At 31.1% G+C, this 26,090-nt stretch carries 21 protein-coding genes and 1 pseudogene; 14 read left to right on the top strand and 8 right to left on the bottom strand.

Annotation, left to right across the window (positions count from 1 at the left end; all coding sequences use genetic code 11):
* Window positions 1–12 precede the first annotated feature (12 nt).
* From B4H69_RS14890 to B4H69_RS14880, 3 genes and pseudogenes are all read left to right on the top strand, one after another.
* A pseudogene (locus B4H69_RS14890) lies at window positions 13–1,311 on the top strand (cation:proton antiporter).
* On the top strand, window positions 1,311–1,817 hold the full coding sequence (locus B4H69_RS14885) for a hypothetical protein (RefSeq protein WP_114999127.1): 507 nt from the start codon (window positions 1,311–1,313) through the stop codon (window positions 1,815–1,817). The pseudogene B4H69_RS14890 and the gene B4H69_RS14885 overlap by 1 nt, the downstream one beginning before the upstream one ends.
* 119 nt (window positions 1,818–1,936) lie before the next feature.
* Complete coding sequence (locus B4H69_RS14880; RefSeq protein WP_291094691.1) at window positions 1,937–3,322, top strand: AAA family ATPase; 1,386 nt, start codon at window positions 1,937–1,939, stop codon at window positions 3,320–3,322.
* A 67-nt stretch (window positions 3,323–3,389) separates the two neighbouring features.
* Here B4H69_RS14880 and B4H69_RS14875 read toward each other — a convergent pair whose 3' ends face one another.
* Genes B4H69_RS14875 through dnaN form a run of 3 tightly spaced genes read right to left on the bottom strand, consistent with a single transcriptional unit; the run spans window position 3,390 to window position 7,422 of the window.
* On the bottom strand, window positions 3,390–3,824 hold the full coding sequence (locus B4H69_RS14875; RefSeq protein ID WP_291094689.1) for an META domain-containing protein: 435 nt from the start codon (window positions 3,822–3,824) through the stop codon (window positions 3,390–3,392).
* A gap of 13 nt (window positions 3,825–3,837) precedes the next feature.
* Window positions 3,838–6,267, bottom strand: coding sequence for a phenylalanine--tRNA ligase subunit beta (pheT, locus tag B4H69_RS14870; protein ID WP_291094687.1), 2,430 nt, complete (start codon window positions 6,265–6,267; stop codon window positions 3,838–3,840).
* A 36-nt stretch (window positions 6,268–6,303) separates the two neighbouring features.
* Window positions 6,304–7,422, bottom strand: a complete 1,119-nt coding sequence (gene dnaN / locus B4H69_RS14865; protein ID WP_125350238.1) for a DNA polymerase III subunit beta — start codon at window positions 7,420–7,422, stop codon at window positions 6,304–6,306.
* 268 nt (window positions 7,423–7,690) lie between these two features.
* Here dnaN and B4H69_RS14860 point away from each other — a divergent pair, with 268 nt between their 5' ends.
* From B4H69_RS14860 to B4H69_RS14830, 7 genes are all read left to right on the top strand, one after another.
* A complete protein-coding gene (locus B4H69_RS14860; protein WP_125350239.1) occupies window positions 7,691–7,969 on the top strand; it encodes a GNAT family N-acetyltransferase in 279 nt (92 codons plus the stop codon).
* 6 nt (window positions 7,970–7,975) lie between these two features.
* On the top strand, window positions 7,976–8,602 hold the full coding sequence (locus B4H69_RS14855) for a carbonic anhydrase (protein ID WP_125350240.1): 627 nt from the start codon (window positions 7,976–7,978) through the stop codon (window positions 8,600–8,602).
* Window positions 8,603–8,665: 63 nt separating this feature from the next.
* Window positions 8,666–11,491 carry a hypothetical protein gene (locus tag B4H69_RS14850; RefSeq protein ID WP_291094677.1) on the top strand — a complete coding sequence of 942 codons (2,826 nt, stop codon included), beginning with the start codon at window positions 8,666–8,668 and terminating at the stop codon, window positions 11,489–11,491.
* A 4-nt stretch (window positions 11,492–11,495) separates the two neighbouring features.
* Window positions 11,496–12,245, top strand: coding sequence for an SDR family NAD(P)-dependent oxidoreductase (locus tag B4H69_RS14845; protein ID WP_180905974.1), 750 nt, complete (start codon window positions 11,496–11,498; stop codon window positions 12,243–12,245).
* A 125-nt stretch (window positions 12,246–12,370) separates the two neighbouring features.
* Entirely contained in the window at window positions 12,371–12,880 is a 510-nt protein-coding gene (locus tag B4H69_RS14840; RefSeq protein WP_180905975.1) for an RNA polymerase sigma factor, read from the top strand.
* The gene (locus B4H69_RS14835) at window positions 12,852–13,553 is read left to right on the top strand and encodes a hypothetical protein (protein WP_180905976.1); all 702 of its coding nucleotides are present in this window, start codon (window positions 12,852–12,854) and stop codon (window positions 13,551–13,553) included. Before B4H69_RS14840 ends, B4H69_RS14835 begins: the two co-directional genes overlap by 29 nt.
* A gap of 10 nt (window positions 13,554–13,563) precedes the next feature.
* Complete coding sequence (locus B4H69_RS14830) at window positions 13,564–14,040, top strand: DUF4252 domain-containing protein (RefSeq protein ID WP_180905977.1); 477 nt, start codon at window positions 13,564–13,566, stop codon at window positions 14,038–14,040.
* 28 nt (window positions 14,041–14,068) lie between these two features.
* Here B4H69_RS14830 and B4H69_RS14825 read toward each other — a convergent pair whose 3' ends face one another.
* Both B4H69_RS14825 and B4H69_RS14820 read right to left on the bottom strand, forming a co-directional pair.
* Window positions 14,069–14,527, bottom strand: a complete 459-nt coding sequence (locus tag B4H69_RS14825) for a GNAT family N-acetyltransferase (protein WP_180905978.1) — start codon at window positions 14,525–14,527, stop codon at window positions 14,069–14,071.
* A gap of 47 nt (window positions 14,528–14,574) precedes the next feature.
* Window positions 14,575–16,941 (bottom strand): outer membrane beta-barrel family protein, encoded by a 2,367-nt coding sequence (locus B4H69_RS14820; RefSeq protein ID WP_180905979.1) that lies wholly within the window; start codon window positions 16,939–16,941, stop codon window positions 14,575–14,577.
* Window positions 16,942–17,063: 122 nt separating this feature from the next.
* Between B4H69_RS14820 and B4H69_RS14815 the strand changes: the two genes are divergently transcribed.
* Both B4H69_RS14815 and B4H69_RS14810 read left to right on the top strand, forming a co-directional pair.
* Window positions 17,064–18,386, top strand: a complete 1,323-nt coding sequence (locus tag B4H69_RS14815) for a sensor histidine kinase (protein WP_180905980.1) — start codon at window positions 17,064–17,066, stop codon at window positions 18,384–18,386.
* Entirely contained in the window at window positions 18,376–19,053 is a 678-nt protein-coding gene (locus B4H69_RS14810) for a response regulator transcription factor (RefSeq protein WP_180905981.1), read from the top strand. Before B4H69_RS14815 ends, B4H69_RS14810 begins: the two co-directional genes overlap by 11 nt.
* Window positions 19,054–19,140: 87 nt before the next feature.
* On the opposite strand, the gene gdhA is transcribed toward B4H69_RS14810, so the two are convergent.
* Complete coding sequence (gdhA, locus tag B4H69_RS14805; RefSeq protein WP_180905982.1) at window positions 19,141–20,490, bottom strand: NADP-specific glutamate dehydrogenase; 1,350 nt, start codon at window positions 20,488–20,490, stop codon at window positions 19,141–19,143.
* Window positions 20,491–20,689: 199 nt separating this feature from the next.
* Complete coding sequence (locus tag B4H69_RS14800) at window positions 20,690–21,280, bottom strand: DUF937 domain-containing protein (protein WP_180905983.1); 591 nt, start codon at window positions 21,278–21,280, stop codon at window positions 20,690–20,692.
* A gap of 104 nt (window positions 21,281–21,384) precedes the next feature.
* Here B4H69_RS14800 and B4H69_RS14795 point away from each other — a divergent pair, with 104 nt between their 5' ends.
* Together B4H69_RS14795 and uvrA are read left to right on the top strand one after the other, a co-directional pair.
* Window positions 21,385–22,422 carry a GyrI-like domain-containing protein gene (locus B4H69_RS14795; RefSeq protein WP_180905984.1) on the top strand — a complete coding sequence of 346 codons (1,038 nt, stop codon included), beginning with the start codon at window positions 21,385–21,387 and terminating at the stop codon, window positions 22,420–22,422.
* Between the two features lie 86 nt (window positions 22,423–22,508).
* Window positions 22,509–25,334 carry an excinuclease ABC subunit UvrA gene (gene uvrA, locus B4H69_RS14790; RefSeq protein ID WP_180905985.1) on the top strand — a complete coding sequence of 942 codons (2,826 nt, stop codon included), beginning with the start codon at window positions 22,509–22,511 and terminating at the stop codon, window positions 25,332–25,334.
* Between the two features lie 45 nt (window positions 25,335–25,379).
* Here uvrA and B4H69_RS14785 read toward each other — a convergent pair whose 3' ends face one another.
* Window positions 25,380–25,916 (bottom strand): hypothetical protein, encoded by a 537-nt coding sequence (locus tag B4H69_RS14785; RefSeq protein ID WP_180905986.1) that lies wholly within the window; start codon window positions 25,914–25,916, stop codon window positions 25,380–25,382.
* Window positions 25,917–26,090: the final 174 nt, after the last annotated feature.

Raw genomic sequence — 26,090 nt, 5'->3', positions numbered from 1 at the left:
TAATCAATACCAATGGAACTATATTATTCTTTTTCGGTTCTAATTGTTCTTGCTGCATTATTTTCTTATGCAAACCTTCGATTCCTAAAATTACCTGGAACAATTGGAATTATGATTATCGCCATGTTAGTATCTGTCGCTATCCGTTTATTGGGAGATAGCTATTTTCCTGATGCTACAAAAGACATGTTTCAACTCTTTAATAGTTTAGACTTTAATGAAATATTGATGGGCGCAATGCTTAATTTTCTGCTTTTTGCAGGCGCAATGCACGTTAATATCTTAGATCTGAAAAACTTGAGATGGACAATTGCTACTTATGCTACAATTTCGGTAGTATTATCAGCATTTATTATATCAGCAATTTTATATTATATCGCGCCATATTTTGGTATTCAAATTCCGTATATCTATTGTTTATTGTTCGGAACATTAATTTCTCCAACTGATCCAATCGTTGTATTAGGAATTTTGAAACAAGCAAAAGTTCCTAAAATTATTGAGACAAAAATTACAGGAGAGTCACTATTTAATGATGGTGTAGCCGTTGTAATGTTCGCAGTAGTTTTACAAATAGCAACTAATCCAAGTTTTGATGCTGACTTTGCAAGTGTTTCAAAATTATTCTTGATGGAAGCTGGAGGCGGAATTTTACTTGGACTATTATTAGGATTTACAGCTTCTAGATCCATGAAAAAAATTGATGATTATAAAGTTTCAGCTTTAATTACATTGTCGATTGTAATGGGAGGATTTTTGATTGCAAAATAACTTCATGTTTCGAGTCCTTTAGCTATGGTTATCGCAGGTTTAATAATCGGAAATTATGGAAAGAGATTCGCAATGAGCAAAACAACTCAAGATTATTTAAACAAATTTTGGGAGCTTATTGATGAGATAATGAACGCTATTTTATTCCTTTTTATAGGTTTCGAATTGTTATTAATAGAAGATTTAATGGATCAAATTCTATTAGGAATTGTCACAATTTTTATCGTCTTATTATCTCGAACATTATCAATTGTGATTCCAGCTCGTACTATTTTAAGAAAAAATACCTTTTCCAAAGGTTCGCTTATCGTTTTAGTTTGGGGAGGAATTCGTGGTGGAGTTTCAATTGCATTAGTTCTTTCGATGCCAAATTCGGAATGGAAAGATTTGTTATTAGAGATTACATATATCGTTGTTTTATTTTCAATTGTTATTCAAGGTTTAACTGTTGGTAAAGTAGCACATCGTGTTTTAAAAGACGAATCTGATGAAGCAAATAAAGAAGAAATGGAAGATTATCTTAATTCATCTAAATTGTAATGTTCGAAAGTCAATTAAAATTATTTACGCAATCTTATGATGACGCAATTTTTTATAATAATGACGCTAAGGTTGATGGTACAATTGGAGCAAAGTTGCACTTGTCTTACTATTATATCGACATTCCCTATAAAAATTGTTTGATTTATGTAGAACAAGAATTAGGAAATCATAATCTAGGAAAAATTCGAGTAACCTTAGATAAAATATCGTTACCAATTTTTACGATTACGAATATTAATCATCTTGTCAATTTATTTTTAAGAAAGAAACAGATTCTAAAAGTTGATTGTAGCAATGAATCTTTTAAACATTATTTACAGAATTTATTGATTGAAACTAATCTTGAAAAAATAGCAAAGGATAATTTATTCGAACCTAAAATATCAAGTAAAATTGAAGGTGAAAATTTGGTTATAGAAACAATTTACCATTTAGAATTTGAAGAAAAAATAGAAGCTTTGAAAGCTTTAATCGAATTTTACAAGAAATTAATTTCATATTAGCAAAAGCAACAAGCGCATCTATAGATGCGCTTGTTGCTTTAACAGAAGTTTAGAATTTAAAATGGTCTAGTTCACGAATTAATCTTTATTTTTAATAGAAATTAGAACAAGCCAACAGAATGAAATTAAAAGATTTATCTAATCAACTCGAAATATCTTTAGGAAGTTTACAGAATTTTATCAATGATTTTAATATTGATTTGAGTTTTTGTATTGACGAAAATTTTAATGTAACACAACAATTTATAGCATTTTCGGAAGAGAATAAAGACTTCTTAAAAAAATATGCAGAAGATTATTCCAAAGAAAAAACAATAGAAGAAATCGCTAAAACAATTGGAGCGAAAGAAGAAGAAGTGCTTCATTTTTTTGTAACAAATGGAATTCCTGCCGAGGTTGCAAAGCAGATGAAAACGGGAGTGTCAAGTTATTTGATTCATTCTTACATTGGGGGAAAATATCCGTTTATAGAAAAAGCATTTCCGCAATGCGAAGATTTTTCTGGTAAAAGTTTAGTTGGTTATACCGATTTGTATTTTTATATGACTGATATGTTAGATCCATTTATTAGCAAAGATCAAGGAGAAAGTTGGGGAATCTCAAAACCTGCTGGCTTGATTTTGTATGGACCTCCAGGTAGTGGGAAAATATATTGGGCAAAGAAAATAGCGGATATGATTGGTTACGAATTTGTACATATTTTCAATGATTATTTAGTTGGGAATTTTGATAACAAAAAGAATAAATTCTCCGATTTTCTTTCAAAAAAGATGAATCAACCTAAAACATTATTGTTTATTGATTCGTTCGACGAAATATTACATTCTACTTCTGTAAATACCATTTATCCCGAAATGGTCGATTTGTTTTATTCCGTTCTTAGACATATTCAGAAAAATGATACGAAAGAACTTTTGATTGTTGGAGCTGTTGAATCTTTAGCAAATTTGAATGATGAAATCGTTGCACCTGGTCGTTTTGATTTACATATTCCGATTTTTCCTCCAACTTTTGACGAGCGCAAACAATTACTTCTACATCACATGACTACGAATTTGGCGCAAGATTCTCCGTTATTATCAATTTTGAAAAATCAAAATGCGTTGAACAAAGATTTCTGGACGCCTTATGCGGCTGAAATGAAAATTTTCTCAAATACAATGATGATTGATTTTACACAATCGCTTAAAAAACGTTTATATGCATTATACAGAAAAGATGAAACGAAAAATATTGTGATGACAGAAAAGGTATTGTTTTCTGCATTCCAAGAAGCAAAATCGAAATTAACGCCTGATTATTTAAAACATTGCGCAATTTTCTTAACAGAAGCCAAGCAAAATGTTGGTCAAGATTTTCCGCATCGTCTGATCGAATTAAATGCTGATTTAGAGTTTTATTTATCATCAAAAGAAATTCCGATTACTAAAATTGGTTTCAAGCAAAGTGATGAAGCAATTTCTCCTACAGCTCAACAAGCAGTTGAAGAAAATAAAGAAGTTTAAAATAAAATAATATAAACCACAAAAAAGCGCTCTTAGAGCGCTTTTTGATTTTATAATTGATTAAAACTTACAAAGTTTTTAATGTCAATAATAAGATATTTCCTTTGTAAAGATGTAATTCTTTTCCAGAAACTTCGTAACGATTTACACTTTTCAACATCGATAAAAATGCTTTTTCTTCTTGCAAATTAGGACAAGCCATTTTAGTTTCAGAAAAATTAACAAAGCTTGTTACGCCGCTAACTTTTGTAAAAGCAGCATTGAAATTGTTGCAACCCGCAAAACCACTTACAGTCGAATTCGCTTCGTCTATAACCAACATTACGTCCTTATCGTACAAACCTTTTACTACGTTGTTATCGTTGATCAAATACCAATTTTGATTTGAAATCGAAACTTCCGATTTTGGTTTAATTTTAGCAGTACTTGCGCTTGTAGAACAAGAAGTTGCTATAAAACTCATCAAAATAGTTGCTGAAAATAAAGTTACAATCTTTTTCATTTTTCGGAATATTTTATCTCAACTCAGCGTTGAATTTTTCTTGATACAATTTGATTAATTTATTCATTAAACCATCAATTTCTTGATCACTTAATGTTTTATTTTCGTCTTGAATCATAAAACTTAAAGCATACGATTTTTTACCAGCTGGCAATTTATCTCCTTCGTAAACGTCGAATAAATTAACAGCTTTCAACAAATTCGTTTTCACTTCTTTTGTCGCTTTGTACAATTCTTCATATTTCACAGAAGAATCAAGCAATAAAGCTAAATCTCTACGAGAACCTGGGAATTTAGAGATTTCTTTGTATTTCAAATCGTGTTTGTTTGCTAAAGCAACCATTGCATCCCAATTTAATTGAGCAAAGAAAACATCTTGATTAACGCCTAATTTTTTCGCTAATTTTTTGCTGATGATTCCTAGTTTTCCTAATGGTTTTTGACCAGAAATAAACTCAATTCCATCTAAGAAATTATCATCTTTTGCAGGTAACTCATCTGTAATTTGAATATCTAATCGAACAAAAATTTGTTTAATCAAACCTTTCAAATCAGCAAATGAAGCTTTACGTAAATTTCCTGTCCACGATTCGCTATTAAAGTTTCCTGAAAGAACGATTCCTAAACATTTATTTTCTTCGTAAATCCCATCAATTTTGCGGTAAACTTTCCCAAATTCGAACAATTTAACATCCGAATTACGACGGTTGATATTAAACGCAACATTTTCTAATAAACCATTCAACAAAGTGCGACGCATAACAGCTAAATCAGCCGAAAGCGGATTTAACATGGCAACACTTTCTCCTTCTGGATAAAAGAAAACTTCTTCGTATTCTCTTTTCGTTAACGAGTTATTGATGGTTTCATTGAATCCGAAAGAAATCAATTGACGCGCAATAAAATCTTCGATTTTATCTGGACTAACTTTTTGATTTGGAACATAAGAAAACGAGAATTTAGAAGGTATTTCGATATTATCGTATCCATAAATTCTTAAAATATCTTCAATCAAATCCACATCACGTTGTACATCTACACGATAAGCAGGAACTTCTAAATCTAAAACTCCATTATTTTCTGACAAAATTTTAATTTCTAAATTTTCTAAAATCGATTTGATTTTATGTTCTGGAATTTCAACTCCTAATAATTCAACCACTTTATGTAAACGTAATTTTACATTAAAGTTTTGAATAGGATTTGCATAAATATCATCAATATTAGATGCAATTTCAGCACCAGCAATTTCAACTAACATCATCGCAGCTTTCTTCAACGCGTCGATAGTTATGTTAGGATCAATTCCACGTTCAAAGCGGAAAGAAGCATCCGTATTTAATGCATGTGCTTTCGCTCCTTTACGAATTGTTACTGGCTCGAAATATGCTGATTCTAAGAAAATAGTTGTCGTTGCATCCGAAACTCCAGAATCTTTTCCTCCGAAAACTCCAGCAATACACATTGGATTATTCTCGTTGCAAATCATCAATTCATGTCCTTTTAATGTACGTTCAACGCCATCTAAAGTTGTGAATTTTGTTCCTTCTGCTAATTTCTGAACGATTACTTTATTTCCTTCAATTTTAGCTGCATCAAAAGCATGTAAAGGCTGACCTAAATCGTGTAAAATATAATTGGTAATATCAACCACATTATTAATTGGCGATAATCCTATAACTTTTAAACGATTTTTTAACCAATCTGGCGACTCAGCAACTTTTACATTTTTTAAGTAAATACCTGCATAACGAGGCGCTGCTTCTGTATCTTTAACCTCGATAGAAATAGGATTTTTTCCGAAATCTGTCGTAGGATAATTTGATACATCATATGTTTTGAATGTTGACGCGATATCACGAGTTTTAAGGGCCGTATGTAAATCACGCGCTACACCAAAATGTGACATTGCATCCGCACGATTTGGCGTTAAACCAATTTCGATTTCGTGGTCAACTTCATCATTTTTTCCGAAAAGGTCGAACGTAGAAGTTCCAGGTTTTAAATCTTCTGGTAAAACCAAAATACCAGAATGATCTGTACCAATTCCTAATTCTACTTCAGAACAAATCATTCCGAAAGATTCTTCACCACGAATTTTTGCCTTCTTGATTTTAAATTCACCATCTGGTGAAGGTAAAACCGTTCCGACAGTTGCAACAGGAACATTTTGACCTTCTGCAACATTAGGAGCTCCACAAACAATTTGCGTTTCTTTTCCGTCTCCTAAATCTATTTTAGTAACTCTTAATTTATCTGCGTTTGGATGAGGCACAGCTGATAAAACTTTACCAACTAATACGGTTTCCAAATAATTTTTAGCTCCACCTACTTGTTCTACACCTTCAACTTCTAGACCCGTACTTGTAAGTGTTGAAGACACTTCATCAAGTGTGATATCTGTATCAATGTAGGTTTTTAGCCAATTGTATGAAATTTTCATTGTATTGTATAAATGAATTTTATGTATTCTTTTTGATTATGCGTTTAACATAACTGGCATAACTAACATTAAGATTTCTTCGCCATCTTCTAGTCCATCAACTGGTTTGATGATTCCTGCACGATTCGGTTCAGACATTTCTAATGTTATTTCTTCTGATTGTAAATTGTTCAACATTTCGATTAAGAAACGAGAATTGAAACCGATTTGTAAGTCAGTTCCGTTGTAATCACAAGGAAGTCTTTCTTCTGCTTTGTTTGCAAAATCGATATCTTCAGCAGAAATTGTCAATGAATTTCCAACTAATTTTAATCGAACTTGGTTTGTTGTTTTGTTAGAGAAAATTGCCACACGTTTCAAAGATGTCAAGAATAAGTTTCTGTTAATCGTTAATACATTTGGATTTTCTTTTGGAATTACCGCTTCATAATTAGGATATTTACCATCAATCAAACGACAAGTTAACACGATGTTTTGGAATGAAAAACGTGTATTTGTATTGTTGTATTCGATTGTTACATCGTCATTATTTCCTCCTAAAATATTTTTCAATAAGATAAGTGGTTTTTTCGGCATAATATATTCAGCAGCTTGTAAATTCTCTAAACCATTGCGAGTATATTTTACCAAACGATGCGCATCTGTAGCAACAAAACGGAAAATATCTGCATTTGCTTGGAAGAAGACTCCTGTCATAATTGGACGTAATTCGTCGTTTCCTGTCGCAAAAATAGTTTTGATAATTGCTTCTGATAAAATGCTTGCACTAAGTGTTGTAGAGCTTGCGTCTTCGATATCTGGCGTTTGAGGATATTCGTTTGCGTCTTCGAATGCTAACTGATAATTTCCTTGTTCTGAAACAATTTCCAACGTATTTCCTTCTTTTTGGATAAAAGTAAGCGGTTGCGCAGGGAAAGTTTTCAACGTATCAGTTAAGATTTTTGATGGAATTGCAATTTTTCCATTATCATTAGACTCAACTTCTAAAGTTGTTGAAATTGTTGTTTCTAAATCAGAACCAGTGATAGTTAATTGGCTACAATCCAATTCGAATAAAAAATTATCAAGGATTGGTAAAGTATTATTAGAGTTAATAACCCCTCCGATTAAGTTAACATTTTTTAATAACGTGTTGCTCGATACAATAAATTTCATATGAAGAATATTTCCTTAAAATATCTAACAAATGTAATAAATAATCAAGTAAAAAACTCAAACCTATACATTAAATATTATATAGAATGGCTTGTTGTTGATTATCAAATAGAAAGATGATTGTAAATTGATTGTTATTATTTGTTTAAATTTTCTTTGAATTAAAAACTTTTCACCCGTAAATTTGTCTTGTATATCGAGACTTTTAACAAATCTTTTTGACCAAATCTCATCCAAAAAGATTAATTTGAATTTAAAATACTATTCTATGAAAATTGAATTGAATTTAGAAGGAAAAAATGGAGTTTTTATACTTCTTGATGAGAATAATAAAGAAGTTGGTGAATTAACTTTTATGCTGAAAGAAAAACAAATGTTGATTAATCATACAGGTGTTAATCCCGAATTGAGAGGACAAGGTTTGGCCGAAAAATTAGTGTTAGAAGCTGTAGATTACGCAAGAAAAAATCAGTTGAAAATCATTCCATTTTGTAGTTATGTGAGCGTTTATGTTGGTAAACATCCAGAAGTGCAAGATGTAATTTAGAAAATTATGAATTTAGAAAAAGTTTTTGAACACAACCAAGAGTGGGTAAATAAACGTTTAGGACAAGACGAGCAATATTTTGATAAGCTTTCGGCTGGTCAAAATCCAGAAGTGCTTTACATTGGTTGTTCGGATAGTCGTGTGACGGCAGAAGAATTGTTGGGAGCGGAGCCAGGTGAGGTTTTTGTACACCGCAATATAGCGAACATGGTAATTAGTTTGGATATGAATACCACTTCTGTTTTAGACTATGCGGTAGAACACCTAAAAGTGAAACATATTGTAGTTTGTGGACATTATAATTGTGGTGGGATTAAATCTGCAATGATTCCGAAAGATTTAGGAATTATGAATCCTTGGTTGCGTAATATTCGTGATGTTTATCGTTTACATTCAGAAGAATTGAATGCAATCGAAAACGAAGGAATGCGTTACAACCGTTTGGTAGAGCTAAATGTACAAGAACAATGTGTAAATGTGGTAAAAAATCCTTTTGTACAACGTGCAATGGAAAATGGATTAGAAGTACATGGTTGGGTGTTCGATTTGTTTACTGGAAAATTAATTGATTTGAATTTAAACTTCGATAAAATCTTAGAAAATATCAAAGAAATCTACGATATCAACGAATAAATTTAACATTTTGTTATATCTGGTATAATAATTGTTCTTAAGACTGTTAACCAAACTATATCAATGATTAACAACCGTTGGATAAAAAAAATAGGTATCGCATTAATTTCAATTATTGCGGTACTTTTTATTTTAAGTTTTTACATCTCCTATTTTCTGAATGATCGACTTCCAAAAATCATTGCAGAAAAAAACGATACCGCTTATAATCTGACTTACGAAGATTTGAGCTTTTCTATTTTTAATTCGTCTTTATCACTAAAAAATGTTGAAGTTTCTCCAAAAGATTCTTTGTTAATAAAGGATTCGATTGACGCAACAGGAAAAGTCAAAGAAATAAATGTTGTCGGTATCAATTTTATAAAATTAATTACCAAAAAAGAAGTTGCTGCCTATTCAATCAACATCAATAATCCTTCTGTAAATTATTATCTTAAAGAGAAAAAAGATTCGGTCAAAAAAGATACAGCACAATCCAAAGTTGGGCAAAGTATTGATGTTTCCAATGTGAATATCAACAATGGCGAGTTTAATTTGTATTCTCAATCTGGAAAAAAACATATTGCAAATGTTTCTAATTTTTCGATCGATTTCGACGGCGTTCGTTTCAATGAGCGAACAGCGGACAAAAAAATTCCGTTCAGATATTCTGCTTTTGACATCAAATTAGATTCGATGTTTTTTGTAGTAAAAGATCAACAATTGATTAGAGCACGAAAAGTTCGTTTTAATGAAACTGATTTTGAGTTGGACAATTTCTTGATGAAACCGCTCAAAATGAACGGAAAAATGTACGTTCCAAACGATTCTGAAAATGATTTATTGGATATTGAATCACCACTTCTTTCACTTTCCAAGATGGATTGGGGATTTACTTCGGAAGATAAATTATATTTTAAAACAGATTTAATCAAATTCAAAAATCCAAAAATTACCATTATTTCTGCTAAACCAGAGAATAAAGTTGAGAAAGAAACAATCAAAAAAGTAAGCATAAAAACGGAAGATGCGGAGTTAATTAATATCAAAAAATTGCAAATAGAAAACGGTAAAATTCGTTCACTTTTCTCTAATGCAAAAACGGTAAAATATGCAATAAACAATGTTGCATTAAATATCGAAGGAATAAAAATGAATGCGTTGACGCGAACAAATGATATTCCGATTGATTACAAAACTTTCCGTATTAAGTTGGATTCGATGTATTATCGATTGAATGAAATGCACACATTAACAGCATCTAATTTTGATTTGACAGAAAAGAAATTGATTCTGAAAAATTTCAAAATGAAACCATTGATTTCAAAAAATCAATTTAATAGAAACTATACAAAATCAAATACGTTATTAGATGTCGAAGCGCCAATTTTGACGTTGAATAATAACAGTTGGGGAATAAAAAATGGTGATTTCTATTTTCATACAAATTCAATCAAATTGGATGAGGTAAATGTGAAAATCATCGATCAAAAGAATGAAAAAGTTATTGCGAAGAAAGTTGAAAAAGCAACAGAAAAGTTCTTGATTAATTTTAATCTTGGAATTGATACGATTCAAATCAAGCAATCTCGTTTTATTGCTTCACAAAAATTTGATTTCAATAATGTTAATTTGACGGTTTTAGGATTGAAAAATGATTATGGGAAAGAATTTCATGTTAATCATGTTATTTTCAAAAATCCAAAATTTACAATTTATGGACAGCCAAGACGAGTGGCGCAGCGCGAAGGAAAAACCTCAAAAGAGTTTAATGATGTTATAAAAGTTGATAAAATTTCGTTGGTAAATGGACATTTAGATGTGATTCCTTATCAACAAAAAACGCCGAATTTAACATTGAAGCAAATTCAGTTAGCATTTAATCATATTAATGTTGATCCAAAAACAATTCAAGAAGCGATTCCTTTTTCTTATAAATCTGTATTACTGAAATCTTCGGGAATTGATTTCGATTTAGGAAAAACGTATAAGATGAATACTGGAACTTTGCAGTTTCAGAATGGGAATTTGACCTTAAACCAATTAAAATTAACACCAAAACTTTCTCGAAAAGCGTATACAGCTTCATTAGATAAACAGGCCGATTTATACACTGTTTCTGTCAATCAATTACAAGGAAATGGAATTCAGTGGGGAATTTCTCCATCCAAAGATTTCTTTTTGAAAGCAAATCAAATAAAATTGAACCAGCTTTATGCTAACATTTATAGAAGTTTGGTTCCGCCTGATGACACAAAACGTAAAACAATGTTTTCACAAAAATTACGCGAAATGAAATTTGATTTAGGGGTGAAACAATTGCAATTGGTCAACTCTAAATTAGAATATGAAGAGGAAACGGCTAAAAGTATCGGAACAGGAAAATTGACGTTTTCATCTATAAACGCAACGGTTAAAAATGTCAATTCGGGTTATCGTAAAACATCTTTACCAGACGTTGATGTTGATTGGCGTTCAGAATTTATGAATGGAGATTTGCGTGCAAATTGGACATTTAATCCAATGAATCGTTCAGAGAAATTTAATATCAATGGTTCAATTTCAAAACTTCCTGCAAAAAATCTCGATCCTTTTGTGAAACCATATCTTAAGGTTTCTGTAGACGGATTTTTCAATCAAATAAAATTTAATTTTGATGGAAATGATAAAGTTGCTGGAGGAAATTTTGGAATAGATTATCAAAATTTGAAAGTGAATGTTTTGCGTGATGATGGTTCGAAAAGGAAATTATTATCAGCAGTTGGAAATGCGGCGGTAAAGAATGATTCTCGTGGAAAAATGAAAGAAGAAAAAGTAGAAAATATCGAACGAAAACAGGATAAATCATTTTTTAATTTCTTTTTAGCTTGTATCTTAGACGGTCTTAAAAAAGCACTTTTAATTATTTAAGAAAATGAAAAGAACAGTCTTCATAACCGGAGCAACATCTGGCATAGGAATGGCGACAGCAAAGAAATTAGCACCAAATTATCGTTTAATTTTGTGTGGGCGTCGTCAAGATCGATTAGATGAAATTCAGGCAGAATTGAGTCAAATTACGGAAGTTAAAACCATTCAATTTGATGTTCGAGACAAGGAAGCTGTTTTTAATGCAGTAGAAAGTTTAGAAAATGAGTGGAAAAATATTGATGTTTTAATCAATAATGCAGGAAATGCACACGGATTAGCACCTTTTGATACAGCTGATTTGGAAGATTTGGAAGCGATGATTGATATCAATGTAAAAGGATTAATTTACGTTTCGAAAGCAATTATTCCAATTCTTAAAGAATCATCAAATGCGCATATCATCAACCTTTCGTCGATTGCAGGAAAAGAAGTTTATCCAAATGGAGGAACATATTGTGCGTCGAAAGCGGCAGTAGAATCGTTGAGCAAAGGAATGCGTTATGATTTGTTGCCTTACGGAATCAAAGTTTCCAATATTGCGCCAGGAGCAGTGGAAACAGAATTTTCTTTGGTTCGTTTCAAAGGAAATCAAGAACTTTCTGATAATGTATACAAAGGTTTTGAGCCATTGGTTGGAGAGGATATTGCAAATGCAATAGAGTATTTGTTGCAACAACCAGAACATGTACAAATTGCCGATGTTACAATCTTTCCAAAAGCGCAAGCTGGAGGAACTGTTATTTATAAAGGATAATTTATTAAAATATATTCAATTGAAAGCCTCTATTTTAGAGGCTTTTTTATTTTATTCGAAAAAAGTTTCAAAATCGATGTAACACTTTTTAGTATTGAGCTGTCTTATTAGTAAAAGCACTCAATATGAATCAAGAAACGTTTAAAACATCGGTATTTGTCCACAAGGATAAGCTGTATCGTTTTGCGCGTAGGATTTTGATTAGTGATGATGAAGCGTTTGATGTTGTGCAAGAAATATTAATGAAATTGTGGGAAAAACGCGATTCGTTAATTGAAGTGGACAACATTGAGGCTTATGCAATGCGAATGGTAAATTATGAATGTATAAATCGATTACGAAAATTTGATGTTCGAGAGAATTATAAAAATACAACGCAAATCAATTTGAGTATTCAAGAAGATCCACAAGAAATAAAACCGATTATTCTAAATTTGATTAATCAATTACCAGACAAACAACGCAAAGTAATGCATCTGAAAGATGTAGAAGAACTCGAAATAAAAGAAATTGCTGAAATTCTGGAAATGGAAGAAAATGCAATTCGAGTAAATTTGATGAGAGCAAGACAAAAAGTAAGAGAACAATTAGAAGTTTTTTTTGAAAATGAAGAAAGAGCAATCTATTATAAATAAAGACGATTTTTTTGAGGGAAAATTAACCGATGATCAAGAAAAACAGTTGAAAAATAATGAAAATGATTCTTTTTTTGAAACATTAAAAGAGGAAAAAGAAGTCAAAATGGAATTAAGTTTTGATGATTTTATGACAAAAGTTGAAGAAAATCAACCAAAAGTTATAGAAGAATCAAAATCGAAAGAATTTTTTCTATGGAAAATTTCGGGAATTGCGGCATCCATTTTACTTGTTGTTGGATTATTTTTCTTCTTGAATCAAACAAATAAAATTGAAGATCATCAAGAAATTGTGAAAATAATTGAGCCTCAAAAAAAAGAAGTAGAAGTTGTTAAGAATAAAGAAGAAAAAACAGGAGAAGAGCCTAATACAGTGATTTCTGAACCAAATAATATTGAGATAAAACACGAAGTTTCGCAATTTGTAAAAGAGACAAAATCAATTAAACAAGAAAATAAAAAATCAACCATTCAACCAATTGAGCAAGAGATTATAAAGCCTGAAAGCGCAGAAAAATATTCATCAGATTTTGTGATTGTAAATGGTCAACCAGTTGAAAATATGGAAGAAGCGAAAGCTTTGGCTTATTCTACAATGAAATTATTTTCGAAAAATGTAGACCAAGGAGCGAAGGCAATCGGACAATTAAAATCATTATCAATAGAACTTTAAAAATAAAAATATGAAAAAATATGTATTCATTTTTGCATTATTCATTGTTGGATTTGCAAATGCGCAGACAAATAAATTCGTCGATATTTACAACCAATTTCAGGATAAAAAAGGCGTTACAACGATTACCATAAACAAAGCAATGTTTAGTATGATGGGAAGTATGACGGCAAATGATTCTGATTTGAAAGATTTGGATGGCTTGTTCAAAAAAATGAATTCGATCAAAATGATTATGATTGATAACACGAACAAAGATGCTAAAAATCAAGTGAAATCTGCTTTTGATAAAATGAAATTAGAGGAATTGATGTCGATAAATAAGGACGGAAGTAAAATTCGTTTTTTAACAGAAAATGCAAATGCAAAAGTTTTTAAAAATGTGTTGATGAGCATTAATAGCGACGATCAACAAATGTACATGATTATGGATGGTGAAATTACGGCATCCGAAATGAATAAAATGGTAAAAGAAGGGAATAAATAAAAGAAAAGCTGAGCAACGCTCAGCTTTTTTAGTTCAATATTTTCTCATAACAAACACTTTCTTCGACATCTTTGTATTGATCGTAATTTTCGATTCTTGTGTAATCACATCGCTCATACAAAGCGATTGCTTCGGGTTGTTTCAATCCAGTTTCCAAAATACATCGTTCATAATCCAATTCGATTGCCCAATTTTCTAACTCATTCAGAATTTTTGCCGCAATTCTATTTCCTCTAAAATCAGGATTTACATACATTCTTTTCACTTCCATCGTTGTGTCAGAATAATGTTTTATTGCACCACAACCAACAGGAATTTCGTTTAAATAGGTGATAATAACGTGATTTATCTTATCAACTTTATTAAATTGTGAAAAGAAAGAATGAGATTCTCCATCTCTTATCGCTAAATCTTTATCTAATTCTGTTACCAATTCTTGAAAATCTTTGTTAGATGAATTTGTTCGAATAATTTTTACTGAATTCATTTTATTGCTTTTGTTCAAATTTAATAAAACTTACGTTTTTTGTAACGCTAAATTCTATTTTGTTCAGCGGTTTTTTGCGCTTGTTTCGCATCTTTTACTTTCTGATTTCCGAAATTGTATTTTAAATTCAACATAAAATATTGCGTATCGCGATAATCTTTGAAATACTGATTTTGATTCGCATATTTCGTAGAAATCGTATTGCGATCAGTTTTGAAAATATCATTGAAAACCAAACCAATTTCGAAACGTTTATCCCATATTTTTTTGTTTAAAATCAAATAGGTGTTTTGAGAAGAACTAATATCAAACGAACCTTGAATTGCCTTCGAATTATATTGATATCCTGCCGAAATATTAAATGTTTTTGCTTTGTCTAAATCCAATTGCGTGCTCAATGAAAGGTGATAAAAAAAGACATCGTTTTTGTATTGCAGATTATCTGGACCAAAATAATAGTTTTGATTATATTCTCCCATCGCAAATAAATTCAGTTTCCACCACGATTTTAGATTAAAATTTTTCGAAAGATTTGCTCCAAAAGCTTCTCCATTTTTGATGTTTGTAAAATGATAAACAGTTTCAAAAGTTTCAGGATTTTGTAATGAAATTTCCATTGCCGGATCTTTTTCGTATCGATAATAGGTTTCGAAATTCCAATCTTTCAAAGTGTAGGATAAACTCAAATTGTGGATAATCGTAGAAATCGCATTGGCATCGCCCTGAAAATAAGAAAATAGATTGTAATATGATTTTGAAGGATTCAAGAAATTATAATTAGGTCGATCAATTCTTTTTCCATAATTCAAACCAATTTGTCCAGCATTTTCAAAATTATACATGACGTATAAAGTTGGAAAAAGATCGGTATTTGTTCGTTTATTTTGGCTAATTGGATTATCAGAAATCGTATTTATAAGAGCTGTTTCAGATCTCAAACCAGCTTTTGTTTCCCATTTTTTCCATTTGTAATTTCCAGAAATATATAAGGCGAAAATCTGTTCTTTGTAATTAAAAATATTACTTTTTTCGGGTTGATATTCGATTTGATTTTGGATCGATTCAAAGAAATCCAAATCATTATCATTCTTTACAAAACTATATTTCGCTCCCGCTTCCAAGCCGAAATTTTCATTAGTGAAACTATAATCAATTTGTGTAGAAAATAGATTCAATTTTTGAAGTGCAGCACTCAAAAAACGATTTTCTTCATAAGGTTTATCTTTGAAATTCAGTTTTGTTAAAACATCTTGATTTTCTTTGTAATAACGATGACTAAAATTGTTACTCCAAGTCAAATTATTTTTCCCATTTTTTTTGTCATAAACCAAATACGTATTAAAATTATTTGAAGCTTCGCGACGATGATTTTGTGTTGTATAAAATGATTCAAGTTGATTATTCGTTGTATTGTAAATATTTGTCGGAACGTTATAATTCCCAATTGAAGCAGGATTTCTAGAACCATTTATTCCAAACTGAAAATTCTGTAAACTATCAATTGAATATTGAGAAGCAAAGTTGTAAATATGTTGTTGTTTCGCAACTGTTCGACGGATCATGTCGCTTTCCCAACGTGTTTGATCTTTTTCATAAGTTGTTACATCAAAATTTTTACGAACATATTTTCCATTCACAAAATAATAACTTCCTGTCAATTGCCATTTTTCTGTATTGTAAGATTGGGTAGTACCCAGCATTCCTTTGCTATAAATAGATTGATGATAACGTGTTGCAATTTGTCCTTTGTAACCAGAAAGAACATTTTTCTTCATTTTAATATTTATAATCGCGCTTCCAGAAGCTTCATATTTTGCAGGTGGATTGGTAATTACTTCAACCGAAGAAACTGTTGCGCCATCAGTGTTTTCCAACAATTGTTTCAAATCATCTTGCGACATTAATGTTTTTTTATCATTAATCGTAACCAAAATTTGCGTATTTCCTCTCACACTTAACTGTTCATTTTTTAGAAGAACATTTGGCGTGTTTTTCACGATATCCCAAGCACTTAAATTTTGCAAAGGCGTATTTTCGACATTAAATTCTATCCGATCAATTTTTCGTTTCAACAAAGGTTTTTGACTAGAAACAACAACGTCTTTTAAGTTAATTGTTTCATCTTTTTGAAGTGTAATAATCAAAGAATTTTCTGAGTTGGCTTGATATGTCTTTTCAAATTCTTGGTAACCAAATTCTTTAATATAAATTATAAATGATTGTGCTTGATGAAGCTCAAAATTAAATTCGCCATTTTCGTTTGATTCAGTTATAATTGGATCTTGTGAAGGAATTTCAACTTCAATAGAACTATTTTTGATTGGTTGATTTTGTTCATCGATAATTTTTCCAGAAATAATTTGTGCGAAAATTAAATTTGGAAGTAGCAGAAAAAATGTCATTACTATTTTCATGGTTCAGATTTTTAACAAATCTCTTTCAAGTTTCGATTTTACTTGGTTAATGAACGGTTAACGATGAGTTAATGTGTAATTTATGTGCGAAAACAATGTATTTTTGAATTGATGAAAAGCTTATGAAATTATCTAAAAAACATTATACATTTATTTTTTCTTTTGCATTGATTGTTTTGGTTGCATTGCAAGCCTATTATATCTACAATTCGTATCGTTTGATAGAAAAAGATATGAATAAAGAGGCGTCTGAAATTGCTTTGAAAGTTGCAGATGAAATGAATCAAATCCAGAAAGTAATCGATGAAGATAATTTGATTAATAGTTTTAAGATGTTATCACATGAAAAGGATAAACAGTTTGATGAACTGAATGTTATTCGTTTTAAAATAAATAATAATCATCAAATATTTACGTCTAAAGTAGATTCGTTAGTGGATTTTTATTCCAAAGGAGAGAATTATCAAATTGCGCTGAAAATGGAAATTTATTCTATTTATGATGAAATCAATAATAAGGAATTATTACCTAACAAACCGTTGGTTATGTATCGTACATCATCCAAAATAAATCATCCAAAATCGATTAATCAAAGCGTATGGAGTTCCGATGATATTAGTAATCAAAAAGATTCTGATTTAGGAATTGATGAAAGTGTACGACATAAATACAAAGTGAAATCACAAACGTATTATGAGTTATTAAATCTTAAATTTTTAATTCTCAAAAAAATTATTCCTTTAATCATTGTGAGTTTGTTGATTGTTGGATTAATTGTCTTTTTGTATTGGAAAAGCCTTAAAAATTTATCGAGACAAGAAGAAAAAATCAATCAATTACATTTGACAATAGATTCTATTGCGCATGAATTGAATACGCCAATTACGACGATGAAATTTGCTCTGCATCAAGTTCAACATCAAGAAACGAAACAAATGATGAATCGACAAATTAATCGTTTGGAGCAAACTGTCGATTCTATTTTTGTAAAAAATGACGAAAATTCTGAGTTGTTAGATGAGGTTATTTTGAGTGAAATTATTCAAAATATTCAGCTTCAATATCCAGAAGTTAAACTTATTCATCAAAGTATTTTCGAGAAAAATAATGTATTAAGAACAAAAGATTTTCAACAAATAGCTCAGAATTTGATTGAAAATTCAGTGAAATATGGCGCTTCTGAAATTGTATTAAACTTTAAATTTCAAAAAGAAATAAAATTGAGTTTTTCGGATAATGGAATTGGAATTCCAACGAATGATTTGTCATTTATTTTTGATAAATATTATCGTGTAAACCGTTCTGTTAACCAAAATGTAAGCGGTTTGGGTGTTGGATTATTTTTGGTCAAGAATACAATCGAACGATATTTAGGAACAATTAGCGTTCAGAATAATAAAGACAAAGGTGTTCAATTTTTAATCGTTTTGCAGAATGAAAACTAAATTAATTTTAGTAGAAGATGATCAAGATTTGGGAACAGTTCTCAAACAATATCTCGAATTTTCTGATTTTGAAGTGACTTGGTTTGATCATCCGCAAAAATTATTGAAGGAAATAGAATTGTTAAAATCAGCTCAATTAATCATTTTTGATGTCATGTTACCAGAAATTGATGGTTTTTCTTTAGCGAAAAAATTAGCCGAAACCATTACAATTCCCTATTTATTTTTGACAGCTAAGGCGCAAAGTTTTGACCGTGTTTTAGGTTTGAAATTAGGTGCAGATGATTACATCACAAAACCTTGCGATCCAGAAGAATTGGTTTTGAGAATAAAAAATATTTTGAAAAGAAATCAACCTGTTTTAGAAGAATTGATTAAAATTGGAACTTATGTTTTTCATCCAAATCAATTGCAATTATCTTATCAAGAAGAAAAATTTCAGTTAACAGAAAAAGAAGCAGAATTGTTGAGTTTCTTGATTCAGAATAATCAAAAATTAGTGAGCCGTAAAGAGATTTTAGAAAAAATTTGGGGCGAAAACGATTATTTTATGGGTAGAAGTTTGGATGTTTTTATGACACGTTTGCGCAAATATTTTCAGAACGATGAAACGATAAAATTTGAATCAGTTCGTGGAATTGGGTTTAAAATTAATTTTCCTCTCTAAAAATAAAGCTGAACAGAAGTTCAGCTTTAATAACAAACAATTGAATTCTAAATTCAGTAAAGGGAACCGAATTTTATAAATGGATTTTTATATTCCTTGAGCAATCATAGCATCGGCAACTTTTACGAAACCAGCTATATTAGCGCCTTTGTAATAATTTATATTTTCTTGAAATTCACCTTTTCCATATTTTTTACATTGGTGATGAATTTTGATCATAATTTCTTTTAATCGATAATCTACTTTTTCTCTGTTCCAATTTTGACGAATCGAATTTTGAGACATTTCTAATCCAGAAGTCGCAACACCACCGGCATTTGCAGCTTTACCAGGTCCGTATAAAATTTGATGATCCAAAAAATAATGAACCGCTTCGGGAGTTGTTGGCATATTTGCACCTTCTGCAACCAATTTGCATCCGTTGAGATGTAAAGTTTGAGCATCTTGCAAATCCAATTCGTTTTGTGTAGCACATGGCAAAGCTATATCACAAGGGACTTTCCAAGGGTTTTGGTCAGAGAAAAATTTAGCGTTTGGATAATAATCAACATACTTTGAGATTCTGTCATAATTATCATTTTTAATTTTGAAAATGACCTTTAATTTTTCTGTGTCAAAACCATCTTCATCATAAATATATCCAGAAGAATCAGAAAGTGTTACCACTTTAGCACCCAATTCCAGAGACTTTTCAGCAGCATATTGTGCAACATTTCCAGAGCCAGAAATAGAAACAGTTTTACCTTTTAAGGTTTCTTTTTTTTCGGCTAGCATACATTCTACAAAATATAATAAACCGTAACCAGTTGCTTCAGGACGAATCAAAGAACCGCCATATTCCAAACCTTTTCCAGTTAAAACACCTGTAAATTCGTTTCGCATTCGTTTGTATTGACCGAATAAATAACCAATTTCTCGTCCTCCAACGCCAATATCACCCGCGGGAACATCTACATCTGCACCAATATGACGAGATAATTCGCTCATAAAAGATTGGCAGAAGCGCATAATTTCCATGTCAGATTTTCCTTTTGGATCAAAATCAGAACCACCTTTTCCGCCACCCATAGGTAAAGTTGTCAGGCTATTTTTGAAAACTTGTTCAAAAGCTAAGAATTTAAGAATAGATAAATTAACAGACGGATGAAAGCGCAAACCGCCTTTGTAAGGACCAATCGCAGAATTCATTTGTACACGATAACCTTTGTTGATTTGGATTTCGCCTTTGTCATCAACCCAAGTTACTCTAAACTGAATAATGCGTTCTGGTTCTGCAATTCTTTCAAGAATTTTGAATTTCTTGTATTTAGGATTTTCTTCTACAAATGGTAAAATGGTTTCGGAAACTTCTTCAACTGCTTGTAAAAATTCTTTTTCGTTTGGGTTTTTTGATTTAATTCTTTGAATGAATTTTTCTGAGTAAAATAAAGTATCCATGTTATTTGTGTTTGATTATTGATAAAATTACAATTAACAATAAAAAAAATAACATATTTTTTAAAGTAAACTTTTAATATTTATGAAGTTGATAATTTTGACTACTCAGAATCTTTAGGTTGATAATTTTTGAAACAAAAAAAGCAGGAAAATTTCCTGCTTAATAAATTTTGTATTTTTATTCAGTTTAAGACAAGGCTTATTTTTTGAAAAATCCACCCAATAAACTCATAGCATCTCCAATTCCTAATTGTCCGTCACCATCTTGGTCTAACAATTTTTCGAAACCACCTAAATTTACTCCACTTTGGTTTGTTTGAGTTGTAGAACCACCAACTAAACCGCCTAATAAACCAGCAATTCCATTTGAATCTAATCCAGCAGACTGTTTTTGTTTACCCAAATAGCCCATTACAATTGGTGCAACTAACGCTAAAATTTGAGTAACTTGTGCTGTATTCAATCCAGATTGTTGAGAAATTGCAGATTCTACATTTTGTTGTTTATTTCCTAAAACGTGACCTAAAATTCCTAATCCATCTTGTTGATTTCCTCCTTGACCTAAAAATCCAGAAAGATTATCCAAAATGCTCCCGTCATGTTGATTTAAAGCATTCGAAATTCCTTCAGCACCTCCGCCTTGTGCATTTTTATTTAAAGCAGACAATAAAAAAGGTACAGCTGCTGCAACAGCAGTTTGAGCTTGAGATTCATTAATCCCTAATTGTTTTGCAGCAGAACCAACAATTTGTTGTCCCATTGCACCCTGAATTAAATTTGTAAAGTCCATAAGTTTATATTATTTACTCAAATATACTATTTTTAACAGATTAATTCAGATTAATATTAAGAGTCCTACAAAGTATTTCTATTTTTGTACAATCAATTTTGTAAATGAAACAAATAAATCTTTTTTTAGTAATCATTATTGCGGTTTTGGCTTTATTGCCAATCGTTTTACCAAGTCGTTTCGATGAAGAAATGCAATATGAATTTGATGCCCCTGTTGGTTTGGTGTACGACGAATTTTATAATCTTCGTCAATTTTCGAAATGGCAACAATTTACAGCTGCGGATTCTTTGACAATCAAGAAATTTTCTAATACAAAAGAAGAGGACGAAAATTATATGATTTGGGATTCTGAAGATGCTTCAATTGCTTCTGGAAAAGTAACGATTGAAAATTTTTCGATAAATCGTTTCGTTAATTATACGATAAAATATGATGGTTGGGAAAAATTAGATAGTCTTAATGTTAAATTTGAACAACAAGAAAATGGAAAAACAACTGCAAAATTGAATTATTTAAGTCAAGAAATTCCTTATTTCTACCGCTATTTTGCTTTTTTCAAAAATCCTGAATCTAAATTTGAAAAATCTTTGGATAACCTCAATCAAAAAGTGAAAGTTAGATTAGATAAGGATCAAAAAGAAGGTCGATTGAATTATGGTGAATATCGAATTGTAGAATTAGGTCGAACAAATTTATTAGCAATTCGTAAGCAGTCAAGTTTAGCAGAAAAAGATATAATGGATAAAGTGGATGGCGCTTTTGAGGTGATTTATAAATCATTAATGAATAAAGATGAAGGTGGTTTTGATTTCGATTTAGGTTTCCCATATGTCTATTTTACTGATTTTGATAAAGAAAAAGATAAAACAACATTTTTTGCAGGAATACAATTAATAGAAGATTTGCCTTTACAAAAAGAGATGAAAAAAGTGGTTGTTCCTGGTGGAGATTATTTGTTAACATTGCATTTAGGACCTCGTTCTAAACGTGCACAAACAATCGAAAAAATGAAGAATTATGCAAAATCGAAAAAACTACAATTGGATACAAAGCAATTAGAAATTATGTTAAACGATCCGAAGGAAACTGATAGTTTAAAACTAATTTCTCGAATTTATATTCCAATTAAAAAACAATAAATACTTAAGAATTAACAATTTTTAAAGTACACTTAGCCACAGAAATGTGGCTTTTTTTGTATTTTTGCAACTTCTTACAAACGAACATGGACAAAGATTTTATTGAAGTTTACGGTGCACGTGAACATAATCTAAAAAATATTGATGTAAAGATTCCTCGAAACGAGCTTGTGGTAATCACGGGTTTAAGTGGAAGTGGAAAATCTTCGTTGGCTTTTGATACGATTTATGCAGAAGGACAACGTCGTTATATCGAAACTTTTTCGGCTTATGCGCGTCAATTTTTAGGTGGTTTGGAACGTCCAGATGTTGATAAAATTGATGGTTTGTCACCAGTTATTGCAATTGAGCAAAAAACGACCAATAAAAATCCGCGTTCTACTGTTGGTACAATTACAGAAATTTATGATTTTCTTCGTTTGTTGTATGCGCGTGCTTCTACGGCTTTCTCTGTTGAAACAAACGAACAAATGATTGCTTACACAGAAGAGCAAATCATTGAGTTGATCCGTGCACAATACAGCGGAAAGAAAATTGCAATTTTAGCACCAATTGTACGTTCAAGAAAAGGTCATTATCGAGAGGTTTTTGTGACATATTCTAAAAAAGGTTTTCTTGAAATGCGTATTGATGGCGAGTTGAAAGATATTGCACCAGGAATGATGTTAGATCGTTACAAAACGCATGATATTGAATTGATGGTGGATAAAATGTTGCTGAATGATAAGGTGAATGATCAACGTTTGCGTTCAAGTATCGATCATGCAATGCATCAAGGAAATGGAATTACGATGATTTTGGATTACGAAACCAATGAAACCAAATTCTTTTCTCGTTCATTAATGTGTCCATCGACAGGAATGTCATATGCGTTGCCAGAACCGAATACATTTTCGTTCAATTCGCCAAAAGGAGCTTGTCCAACTTGTACAGGTTTAGGCGAGTTGAAAGTGGTTAATCACGAAAAATTATTTCAAGATAGCGAAAAATCGTTGTTTGATAATTTGGAAGAATTATTTGAAGCGCTAAAATCATCTTCTCGAATAGAAAAACAATTGGAAGCGATTTTTGTCAAACATAATGTAGACCAAAAAGTAGCATTCAAAAAACTTCCTCAAGCATTAATTGATGATGTAATGAATGGTTTGAAAGAAACTTTGAATGTCGATCTTAAATTTGCATCAGTCAAAAAAACATATAAAATCGATTTTGAAGGATTGAATGAATTTCTTTCTGAAATAATGGAAGATAAAAATAATCCGTCTTCAAGTTCGATTAGCAAAAAGTTTGGAAAGAAAGTTATTTGTCCAACTTGCGAAGGAAAACGCCTTAAAAAAGAATCGCTTTTCTTCCGAATTGACAGTAAAAACATTGGAGAAGTTGCGGAAATGGATCTTCAATCGTTGCAAAAATGGATTGAAAATGCGCCAGTTTCGATGACGTCGAATCAACAACAAATTGCGCACGAGATTCTGAAAGAAATTTATACGCGTTTATCTTTTTTATTAGACGTCGGATTAGATTATTTGAGTCTTAATCGTTCTTCGAGAACCCTTTCTGGAGGCGAAGCGCAGCGAATTCGTTTGGCAACTCAAATTGGTTCTCAACTGGTAAATGTGTTGTATATTTTAGATGAGCCAAGTATTGGTTTACATCAACGCGATAATGTCAGATTGATTGATTCGTTGAAGAAATTACGCGATATAGGAAATTCAGTTTTGGTTGTAGAACACGACAAAGACATGATCTTAGAATCGGATTATGTGGTTGATGTTGGACCAAAGGCAGGAAAAAATGGTGGTCAAATTGTTTGGGAAGGTGAACCGGAACAAATGTTGAAATCAAATACATTAACATCAAAATACTTAAACAATCAGTTACAAATCGAAATTCCAAAAGAACGAAGAAAAGGTAATGGATTAGAATTGAAACTTTTTGGTGCATCTGGAAATAATCTAAAAAATGTAAATCTTACTATTCCTTTGGGTGAATTGGTTGTGGTTTCAGGGGTTTCAGGTTCTGGAAAATCAACATTGATTAATGAAACATTGTACAGAATTCTGAATCAACATTTCTTTAGAGCAGAAAAAGATCCGATGCCTTATAAAAAAATCGAAGGTTTAGAACATTTGGATAAAGTAATCGAAGTGGATCAATCGCCAATTGGTCGTACGCCTCGTTCTAATCCTGCGACTTATACGGGAATTTTCTCTGATATTCGTACGTTGTTTACAAATTTACCTGAAGCCAAAATTAGAGGTTACAAGCCTGGACGTTTTTCATTTAATGTAAAAGGTGGGCGTTGTGAAACTTGTCAAGGAGCAGGTTTGCGTGTGATTGAAATGAATTTCTTACCTGATATTCATGTCGAATGTGAAACATGTAATGGTAAACGTTTTAATCGTGAGACGTTGGAGGTTCGTTACAAAGGAAAATCGATTTCGGATGTGTTAGAAATGACGGTAAATGAAGCGGTAGAATTCTTTGAAGCGATTCCGAAAATATATCGTTATGTCAAAATGTTGCAAGATGTAGGTTTGGGTTACATTACGCTTGGGCAGCAGTCGACAACATTGAGTGGAGGAGAGGCGCAACGTGTGAAATTAGCAACAGAATTGGCTAAAAAACAAACAGGAAAAACAATTTATATTTTAGATGAACCCACAACAGGTTTGCATTTTGAAGATGTTAATGTGCTGATGAAAGTAATCAATAAAATTGTAGAATTTGGAAATACTGTTATCATTATCGAACATAATTTGGATGTGATAAAATTAGCTGATTATGTGATTGATATTGGTCCAGACGGAGGGAGCAAAGGTGGAAAAATTGTGGCAGAAGGAACGCCAGAAGAAATCATTAAGAATCCGAAAAGTGTGACAGGAAAATTCTTGACAGACGAATTGAAATAAATAAAAAAATCCATCTAAAAATTTTTAGATGGATTTTTTTATGACTTATAATCCGATTGAAACACCCATAAAAGGTTGTAATCCTGAAGAAAATATACTTTCGTTTTCTTTATATAAAACATTGTACATCACGCCAGCTTGAAATCTTACTGGTCCATTCGATTGATATCCAGCTCCCAACCATAACGCAGATTCGTCCATGTCAGTTTCATAAATACTGTTGTAATATGGCGTACGATCGTTGTACTTTTGTTTTCCTGTGTAGTACATATAGTTGGCTCTCAAGAAAATGTTCTCGATTGGAAAAAAGTTAATGTAAGGACCAACATTAAACAAATTTTGCTTTACATAGTCATCTTTCGCATACTGATAACCTGCTGTCGCACCCAATTCTAAATTGTTTGCAACCATATATCCAACACTTGGAGAAATATTAAACCCAAAATAACTATTATTCCCAAAAGATAGTCCCAAACCACCTCCAAAACGCCAATTATTATTAAGCGTTTGATTTTGATTAATTTGAGAAAAAGCAGTATAGCTTAGGGTTAAAGAAATGATAAATAAAAGAAACTTTTTCATAGAAATTTAATTAATTTTTAACTTTTAAAAATGGCTCTAATTGAAAAAACCACTATAAATTTGTCTCATCAAAAATAGTAATTCTGTTTTTAAGTAAACATCATTATTTATTTTAAGTTAATTCGAGTCGTTCATAGTTTTTAATTATAAAAGAATAGAAATAAGATTTGATAA

The sequence above is a fragment of the Empedobacter sp. UBA6745 genome, assembly GCF_002453775.1.
Lineage (GTDB): Bacteria > Bacteroidota > Bacteroidia > Flavobacteriales > Weeksellaceae > Empedobacter > Empedobacter falsenii_C.
Note: the sequence above shows the minus strand (reverse complement) of the source record. Positions and strands in the feature narration are given on the sequence as shown.

Bases quoted from the DNA above. Each gene is read 5' to 3' on its own strand.
- B4H69_RS14885 (WP_114999127.1), top strand. From the start codon at position 1,311: ATGTTCGAAAGTCAATTAAAATTATTTACGCAATCTTATGATGACGCA.
- B4H69_RS14880 (WP_291094691.1), top strand. From the start codon at position 1,937: ATGAAATTAAAAGATTTATCTAATCAACTCGAAATATCTTTAGGAAGT.
- B4H69_RS14875 (WP_291094689.1), bottom strand. From the start codon at position 3,824: ATGAAAAAGATTGTAACTTTATTTTCAGCAACTATTTTGATGAGTTTT.
- pheT (WP_291094687.1), bottom strand. From the start codon at position 6,267: ATGAAAATTTCATACAATTGGCTAAAAACCTACATTGATACAGATATC.
- dnaN (WP_125350238.1), bottom strand. From the start codon at position 7,422: ATGAAATTTATTGTATCGAGCAACACGTTATTAAAAAATGTTAACTTA.
- B4H69_RS14860 (WP_125350239.1), top strand. From the start codon at position 7,691: ATGAAAATTGAATTGAATTTAGAAGGAAAAAATGGAGTTTTTATACTT.
- B4H69_RS14855 (WP_125350240.1), top strand. From the start codon at position 7,976: ATGAATTTAGAAAAAGTTTTTGAACACAACCAAGAGTGGGTAAATAAA.
- B4H69_RS14850 (WP_291094677.1), top strand. From the start codon at position 8,666: ATGATTAACAACCGTTGGATAAAAAAAATAGGTATCGCATTAATTTCA.
- B4H69_RS14845 (WP_180905974.1), top strand. From the start codon at position 11,496: ATGAAAAGAACAGTCTTCATAACCGGAGCAACATCTGGCATAGGAATG.
- B4H69_RS14840 (WP_180905975.1), top strand. From the start codon at position 12,371: ATGAATCAAGAAACGTTTAAAACATCGGTATTTGTCCACAAGGATAAG.
- B4H69_RS14835 (WP_180905976.1), top strand. From the start codon at position 12,852: ATGAAGAAAGAGCAATCTATTATAAATAAAGACGATTTTTTTGAGGGA.
- B4H69_RS14830 (WP_180905977.1), top strand. From the start codon at position 13,564: ATGAAAAAATATGTATTCATTTTTGCATTATTCATTGTTGGATTTGCA.
- B4H69_RS14825 (WP_180905978.1), bottom strand. From the start codon at position 14,527: ATGAATTCAGTAAAAATTATTCGAACAAATTCATCTAACAAAGATTTT.
- B4H69_RS14820 (WP_180905979.1), bottom strand. From the start codon at position 16,941: ATGAAAATAGTAATGACATTTTTTCTGCTACTTCCAAATTTAATTTTC.
- B4H69_RS14815 (WP_180905980.1), top strand. From the start codon at position 17,064: ATGAAATTATCTAAAAAACATTATACATTTATTTTTTCTTTTGCATTG.
- B4H69_RS14810 (WP_180905981.1), top strand. From the start codon at position 18,376: ATGAAAACTAAATTAATTTTAGTAGAAGATGATCAAGATTTGGGAACA.
- gdhA (WP_180905982.1), bottom strand. From the start codon at position 20,490: ATGGATACTTTATTTTACTCAGAAAAATTCATTCAAAGAATTAAATCA.
- B4H69_RS14800 (WP_180905983.1), bottom strand. From the start codon at position 21,280: ATGGACTTTACAAATTTAATTCAGGGTGCAATGGGACAACAAATTGTT.
- B4H69_RS14795 (WP_180905984.1), top strand. From the start codon at position 21,385: ATGAAACAAATAAATCTTTTTTTAGTAATCATTATTGCGGTTTTGGCT.
- uvrA (WP_180905985.1), top strand. From the start codon at position 22,509: ATGGACAAAGATTTTATTGAAGTTTACGGTGCACGTGAACATAATCTA.
- B4H69_RS14785 (WP_180905986.1), bottom strand. From the start codon at position 25,916: ATGAAAAAGTTTCTTTTATTTATCATTTCTTTAACCCTAAGCTATACT.